This is a genomic window from Sphaerisporangium sp. NPDC049002 (genome assembly GCF_040649355.1).
Taxonomy (GTDB): domain Bacteria; phylum Actinomycetota; class Actinomycetes; order Streptosporangiales; family Streptosporangiaceae; genus Sphaerisporangium.
The window spans coordinates 1-6,852 of record NZ_JBEZFH010000295.1; the positions used below are offsets into that span (position 1 = coordinate 1).

5 protein-coding genes are annotated in these 6,852 nt (G+C 70.5%); 2 read left to right on the forward strand and 3 right to left on the reverse strand.

Annotation, left to right across the window (positions count from 1 at the left end):
• Positions 1-86 precede the first annotated feature (86 nt).
• Entirely contained in the window at positions 87-1,838 is a 1,752-nt protein-coding gene (arc, locus tag AB0B89_RS33635) for a proteasome ATPase (protein WP_358560894.1), read from the reverse strand.
• 221 nt (positions 1,839-2,059) lie between these two features.
• Positions 2,060-2,920 carry a tRNA (adenine-N1)-methyltransferase gene (locus AB0B89_RS33640; protein ID WP_358560897.1) on the reverse strand — a complete coding sequence of 287 codons (861 nt, stop codon included), beginning with the start codon at positions 2,918-2,920 and terminating at the stop codon, positions 2,060-2,062.
• 118 nt (positions 2,921-3,038) lie between these two features.
• Between AB0B89_RS33640 and AB0B89_RS33645 the strand changes: the two genes are divergently transcribed.
• A complete protein-coding gene (locus tag AB0B89_RS33645; protein WP_358560900.1) occupies positions 3,039-4,139 on the forward strand; it encodes a GNAT family N-acetyltransferase in 1,101 nt (366 codons plus the stop codon).
• Between the two features lie 33 nt (positions 4,140-4,172).
• Here the strand turns inward: AB0B89_RS33645 and AB0B89_RS33650 are convergent, their stop codons facing one another.
• The gene (locus AB0B89_RS33650) at positions 4,173-5,174 is read right to left on the reverse strand and encodes a YbaK/EbsC family protein (protein ID WP_358560903.1); all 1,002 of its coding nucleotides are present in this window, start codon (positions 5,172-5,174) and stop codon (positions 4,173-4,175) included.
• A gap of 199 nt (positions 5,175-5,373) precedes the next feature.
• On the opposite strand from AB0B89_RS33650, the gene AB0B89_RS33655 reads away from it, so the two are divergent.
• Complete coding sequence (locus AB0B89_RS33655) at positions 5,374-6,777, forward strand: ATP-binding protein (RefSeq protein WP_358560906.1); 1,404 nt, start codon at positions 5,374-5,376, stop codon at positions 6,775-6,777.
• Positions 6,778-6,852: the final 75 nt, after the last annotated feature.

Below are 6,852 nucleotides of genomic sequence, written 5' to 3' on the forward strand. Positions count from 1 at the left end.
GGCGACGCCCCGTTCATCATCCCGAAGACCTATCCCGGCCAGGAGACCCCCTTCGTCGCGTCCGGCGCCATCCTCCCGGTCAGCGACTACGTCGTGGCGACCGTGTCGATGGACCGCCCGGCCTCGGTGCCCTGCTTGCCGGACACAAGGGTGCGGATGTAGACGATCCGCTCGCCCTTCTTTCCGGAGATGCGGGCCCAGTCGTCGGGGTTGGTGGTGTTGGGCAGATCCTCGTTCTCACTGAACTCGTCCACGCAGGCGGCGAGCAGATGCGAGATCCGCAGGCCCTTCTGCTTGGTCTCGAGGAACGCCTTGATGGCCATCTTCTTGCCCCGGTCCACGATGTTCTGGATCATGGCTCCGGAGTTGAAGTCCTTGAAGTACAGGACCTCCTTGTCGCCGTTGGCGTAGGTCACCTCAAGGAAGCGGTTCTCCTCGCTCTCGGTGTACATGCGCTCGACGACTCGCTGGATCATGCCGGCGACGGTGGCCTCGCGAGAGTCGCTGTGCTCGCCGAGGTCCTCCTCGTGCAGCGGTAGTTCGGTGGTGATGTACTTCGAGAAGATGTCCTTCGCCGCTTCGGCGTCGGGCCGCTCGATCTTGATCTTGACGTCCAGGCGGCCGGGCCGCAGGATCGCCGGGTCGATCATGTCCTCGCGGTTGGAGGCGCCGATGACGATGACGTTCTCAAGGCCCTCGACACCGTCGATCTCCGAAAGGAGCTGGGGAACGATGGTGTTCTCGACGTCGGAGGAGACACCGGAGCCACGGGTGCGGAAGATCGAGTCCATCTCGTCGAAGAACACGATCACCGGGGTGCCCTCGGAGGCCTTCTCACGGGCCCGCTGGAAGACCAGGCGGATGTGCCGCTCGGTCTCGCCGACGTACTTGTTCAGGAGCTCCGGGCCCTTGATGTTGAGGAAGAAGCTCTTGCCGGACTGACCGGTCTTCTCCGCGACCTGCTTGGCCAGGGAGTTGGCGACGGCCTTGGCGATGAGCGTCTTGCCGCAGCCGGGCGGGCCGTACAGCAGCACGCCCTTGGGCGGGCGCAGCTTGTGCTCGCGGAACAGGTCGGCGTGCAGGTAGGGAAGCTCGATCGCGTCCCTGATCTGCTCGATCTGCCGCATGAGCCCGCCGATCTCCTCGTAGGAGATGTCGGGGACCTCCTCGAGCACGAGCTCCTCGACCTCGGACTTCGGAATGCGCTCGTAGACGTAGCCGGAGCGCGATTCGAGAAGCAGCGAGTCGCCCGCGCGGATCGGCTGGTCGAACAGCGACTCGGCGAGACGGACCACGCGCTCCTCGTCGGCGTGGGAGATGACCAGCGCGCGCTGGCCGTCCTCCAGGAGCTCCTTGAGCATCACGATCTCGCCGACGGTCTCGTAGCCGAGTGCCTCGACCACGTTGAGCGCCTCGTTGAGCATGACCTCCTGGCCGCGCCTGAGCGAGTCGACGTCCACCGCGGGGCTGACGTTCACCCGGAGCTTGCGCCCGCCGGTGAACACCTCCACGGTGCCGTCGTCACGGGTCTCAAGGAACACGCCGAAACCGGATGGCGGCTGGGCCAGCCGGTCGACCTCCTCCTTGAGCGCGACGATCTGATCCCGCGCCTCCTTGAGGGTGGCCACCAGTCGTTCGTTCTGACCGGTGACAGCGGCCAAACTGGCCTGCACCTCATGGAGGCGTTCCTCCAGGACTCTGGCTTGCCGGGGGGACTCGGCCAGCTTCCGGCGCAACGCAGTGATCTCCTCCTGGAGGAAGGAGACCTGAGTTGTGAGGTCAGCGACCTCTCGTTCGCGCTGGGCGGCTCGAGCCTCAGCGTCTTCGCGAGCTGCCACAGTCACCTCCTTCCCAGTCGAGGGCGACTACTCAAGACCCTACCTATCTCGGGGGCATCCGTAACCTGGCCAGGGAGTGTTCGTGTCATTACATCCAGTGTTCAGTGTTTAATGCCTTATTGGCGGCTCATTGCTTGTAAGCAGCTACGCGCGCGTTTCTGTTCCCCAGGTGCGCGGAAAAGCATGATTGTCCATCGGAACGCCATGCCAGGCTTCGGAGCTCATGTGCCCGACTCCTCCCCATAGGCGCCCTTGGCAGGGCGCCGGCGCTTCGGCGGGGGCGTGACACCGTCCGCCATGCGACGGGACACGACGAGGAAACCCGTGTGCCCGATCATCCGGTGACCCGGACGGACGGCGAGCCCTTCGACATGCCAGTCGCGGACCAAGGTTTCCCACGAATGCGGCTCCGTGAAACTTCCGTGATCGCGCAGGGTTTCCACCGTACGGGACAGCTGTGTTGTTGTCGCTACATAACAGCAGATAACCCCTCCGGGTGTAAGGGCTTTGGCCGCCGCGTCGACGCATTCCCACGGCGCGAGCATGTCGAGGATCACCCGGTCGACTTCCGGCTCGTCGAGGGAGGCGACGAGGTCGCCCACGACCAGCCGCCACTGCTCCATGGGCCCGCCGAAGAACTTCTCGACGTTCTTGCGCGCCACGTCGGCGAAGTCCTGCCGGCGCTCGTAGGAGGTGAGCCGCCCGCTCTCGCCGACCGCCCGCAGCAGGAAGCAGGTGAGCGCCCCCGAGCCGACCCCTGCTTCCACGACCCGTGCCCCAGGAAAGATGTCGGCCATCGCGACGATCTGGGCGGCGTCCTTGGGGTAGACGACCGCCGCGCCGCGCGGCATCGACACCGCGTAGTCCTCCAGGAGGTGGCGGAAGGCCAGGTAGGACGTACCCCCCGAGGAACGCACGACCGAGCCCTCGGGCAGTCCGATCAGGTCGTCATGGGGGATGGACCCCTTGTGCGTATGGAAGACTCCGCCCTCACGCAACGTCACGGTGTGACGCTTGTCCTTGGGGTCGGTGAGCTGAACCTGATCACCGGGCTGGAAAGGCCCGTGCCTGCGAAAACCCATGCGCGCAAGGCTATATGCGCGCGCCGCCCACTCGTGGCGGACCGCAGGGCCTGTGGGGGATGTGGGGCGGGTGCGAAAAAGGTTCGCCCTAAGCGTCCGTACCTGGTAGCAATTGGGCATGTTCCCCCGTGACGTGATCCCCGCGGGCCCGATCGTCCTGCGCGAGCACCTGAAGACGGACGCCGAGGCGATCACCCGCGGCTGCGCCGATCCCGAGATCGTCAGGTTCATCCCGACCGTGCCGGTGCCCTACGTCCTCGACGACGCGGTCGCCTTCGTCACCGAGCTGGTCCCCGCCGACTGGAACCGCGGCGGCGCCTCCTTCGCCGTCGCCGACGCCGGCACCGGCGAGTGGCTGGGCAACATCGGGCTGAAGCCGCTCAACGTGCGCGGCGCGGGCGAGATCGGCTACCTGATGGCCCCGTGGGCGCGCGGCCGTGGGCTGGCCACCAGGGCCGCCAGGGCGCTGACCGAGTGGGCGTTCGCCCAGGGGGTGCACCGCGTCGAGCTCGTCGCCGACGTGGACAACGTGTCCAGCCAGCGCGTGGCGATGGCCGCCGGGTTCCGGCGCGAGGGCGTCCAGCGCGGCGCCATCCCGCTGCGGGAGGGCGGCTACGGCGACGCGGTCGGCTTCGGCCGCCTCTCCTTCGACTCCGGGGAGCCCCAGCGCTCCTTCCTGCCCGATCTGCCCGGCGGGTCGCTGTCCGACGGCGTCGTGCGGCTCGCGCCGCTCACCCTGGACGACGCCGGCCCCTACCAGGAGATGATGAGCGAGCCCGAGGTCCTGATGTACAGCGTGCCGCCGAAGGTCCCCGACCCCGAGGAGACCCTGCGGCGCTGCCGGTACACCGGGATGTGGTGGTCGTCCGGCGAGCGCGCCGAGCTCAGCGTCAGGGACGCCGCGACGGGCGAGTTCGCGGGGCACATCCAGCTCATGAACATCGCGCCGCCGCTCGGCCAGGCCATGGTGGGCTACAGCCTCCTGCGGAGGTTCCGGGGCCGCGGGTTCATGACCAGGGCGGTGGACCTCCTGGCCGAGTGGGCGTTCGCCAACCTGCCCCTGCACCGGCTGGTGGCGGGGACAGACCCGGACAACACGCCGTCGCACCGCGTGCTGGAGCGCGCGGGGTTCACCCGGGAGGCGCTGATCAGGTCGCTGCTTCCCGGCCCTGGAGGCGTCCGCCACGACGACCTCCAGTGGGTGCGCTTCCCGGGCTGAGGGCCGCGCTCAGAGCAGCGCTCAGGGCAGGGCTCAGGGCAGGGCACCGGCGGCCGGGGTGGTGATCGGGGCGACCCGGGCGCCGAGGACGCCGATGAGGTCGGCCGGAGCCAGCTCAAGCTCCAGGCCGTGCCGGCCGCTCGCGACGTACACGGTGGCGTGGCGCAGCGCGCTCGGATCGACGACCGCGGGCACCTTCAGCGGCACCCCGAGGGGGCTGACCACGTCGGTGCCGAGCATGCTCACCTCGGACGCCGAGGCGACGCGCGCGTGGACGCCGCCGGTGGCGAGGGCCAGGCCCACCAGGTCGACCGCCGCGCCGACCGGCGCCACCGCGAGCACGACGTGCCCGTCGACGTAGGTGACGACGCCCTTGTACAGCCGGTCGTGGCCGACCCCGAGCTCCGCGGCGACCGACTTCTGGGATCTCGCCCTGGCCGGATCGTGCGAATAGGAATGTGCGGAGAAGCTCACCCGTGACCGCCGCAGCCTCTTGACCGCCAGTGTGTCGGGAAGCCGCTCGCGCGCCGGGGCGGGAAAACGCGCCCCCGCCGCCTCACGCCTCTTTCTAAAGTCACGATATTTCGGGGTAAAAACGTACAAATAATCAAGTAGTGCCTCGGCGAGTTCGACCGCGTCCCTGGCGTCCTCGGCGGGAATCCGCCCGGCGCGGATATGGGCCGCCTCGTTGCCGATGAGCCGCAGGTCCTCCGCCCACACCAGGAGCCTGCCCTCGATCAGCCCCCGCCTGCGCAGCTCCCTCAGCGCCTGCGACAGCGGCGAGACCCTTACTCCGTGATCTGCGCAGACGCCCTCCAGGAGCCGCCGCACCATCACGACGGCCGACGAGTGGGCGCCCGCCCGCAGGCAGGCCTTGGCCTCGCCCAGTTCCACGCGCAGGTGCTCGGGAATCTCCTCCCCTTCCGGCCGCCCCGCCCCCGGCCACAGCACGCGCGCCGGGCGCGGCGGCCGTTCGGGCCCGTCGTCCTCGGACCGGTCGGCGGATTCCCCGGGTGCGAGCAAAAGGACGTGCATGCACACCTGGCACACCGATAATGAATAAGGGGCGAGCAAAGGAGACAGAAAGGAACGGTGCGGGCCGTCGGGCTCACGCGCCAGGGTGCCCCGTTCGCATCTCGGGCACTCGACCAGATATCTGGCTCCCCAGCGTTCCACAAGCGGACGATAGACGATCAGAAACAGGCCGGACAAGAACGTGGGCGGGAGGCGGCCGATGGCGATGTGGCCGTTCGCGGGCCGCCGGGACGACCTGGCCCGGCTCGTGCGGCTGGCGCACGACGGCACGGCGCACGGCGTCGTGATCGCCGGCCCCGCCGGGGTGGGCAAGAGCAGGCTGGCCACCGAGGTGCTGCGCACGTTCGCCACCTCGGCCTACGCCGTCATCCCGATCAGGGCCACCAGGGCGGCCGGCGGCATCCCGTACGGCGCGCTGGCCAGGTTGCTGCCCCCGGAGGCGCCGCCTGGGCTGGTCAACCCGCTGCGGTGGGCGGCCGACGCCGTGCGGGCGCACGCGGGGGGCCGCAGGCCCGTGCTGGCCGTCGACGACGCCCACCTGCTCGACGGCCCCTCGGCCGCCGCGGTGCACCACCTCGTGACCGTGGAACGCGCCCTCATCGTCGCCACCCTGCGCACGGGCGAGCCCGCGCCCGACAGCGTCACGGCGCTCTGGCGCGACGGCCTCGCCGCGCGCGCCGACGTCGGGCCTCTGACCCTCGGCGACAGCGCCGCCATCCTCACCGCCGCCCTCGGCGGCCGGCCCGACGACGCCACCGTGCGGCGGCTCGGCACGGCGACCGAGGGCAACGCCCTGCTCCTGCACGAGCTCGTCGGCGCCGCGCGCGACGCGGGCACCCTGCGCCAGGTCAGGGGCATGAGGCAGCTCACCGGCGAGCCGCCGCTGGCGCCCCGGCTCACCGAGCTCGTGGGTGAGCGCGTCGGGGCGCTGTCCCGCGAGGCCGGGGCCGTGCTGGAGCTGACCGCGTTCGGCGAGCCGATCAGCCTGGCCACGCTGCTGGAGCTCACCTCCGCCGAGGCCGTGGAGCAGGCCGAGGGGCGCGGCCTGATCCGCATGACCGGCGACGGCCGCCGCGTGGTGGTCCGCCTCGGGCACCCGCTCTACGGCGAGGTCGCCCGTGCCGGGTGCCCCCCGCTGCGGCGCCGCAACCGGTACGCCACGCTGGCCGGCGCGCTTGAGCGCAGCGGCGCACGGCGCCGCGACGACCTGCTGCGGCTGACCGTGTGGCAGCTCGAAAGCGGCAGGCAGGCGCCGGCCGGCCCCTTGATGTCGGCGTGCCGGCTCGCCTGGGGCACCCACGACTACACCCTCGCCATCCGGCTCGGCCGGGCGGCGCTGGCGGCCGGCGGCGGGGTCGAGGCGGCGATCCTGCTGGCCACGGTCCTCGACTACGCCCAGTTCCCCGACGAGGCGCACGCCGTCCTGACCTCCCCGCAGACCTGGCCCCGCGCCGGCGCCCCGTACGGGCCCGAGGGCCCCGCGCAGGTCCCCGACTCGACGGCGGGCTGGGACTCCCGGCTCGACGAGGCGACCGGCACTCGCCTGGCACTGGCGCGCGCGAGCAACCTGGCCTGGGGCATGACTCCTCGGCGGTGGCCTTGACGCCCAGCGAGGTCAGGGTGGCGATGTTGGCCGCGATGCCGTCGGGGCTCATGGTGAGCAGGCCGTTCGCCTTGG

What these genes read in the sequence shown, in the direction of transcription:
- AB0B89_RS33640 (WP_358560897.1), bottom strand. Translation starts at nt 2,920, where the DNA reads ATGGGTTTTCGCAGGCACGGGCCTTTCCAGCCCGGTGATCAGGTTCAG.
- AB0B89_RS33645 (WP_358560900.1), top strand. Translation starts at nt 3,039, where the DNA reads ATGTTCCCCCGTGACGTGATCCCCGCGGGCCCGATCGTCCTGCGCGAG.
- AB0B89_RS33650 (WP_358560903.1), bottom strand. Translation starts at nt 5,174, where the DNA reads ATGCACGTCCTTTTGCTCGCACCCGGGGAATCCGCCGACCGGTCCGAG.
- AB0B89_RS33655 (WP_358560906.1), top strand. Translation starts at nt 5,374, where the DNA reads ATGGCGATGTGGCCGTTCGCGGGCCGCCGGGACGACCTGGCCCGGCTC.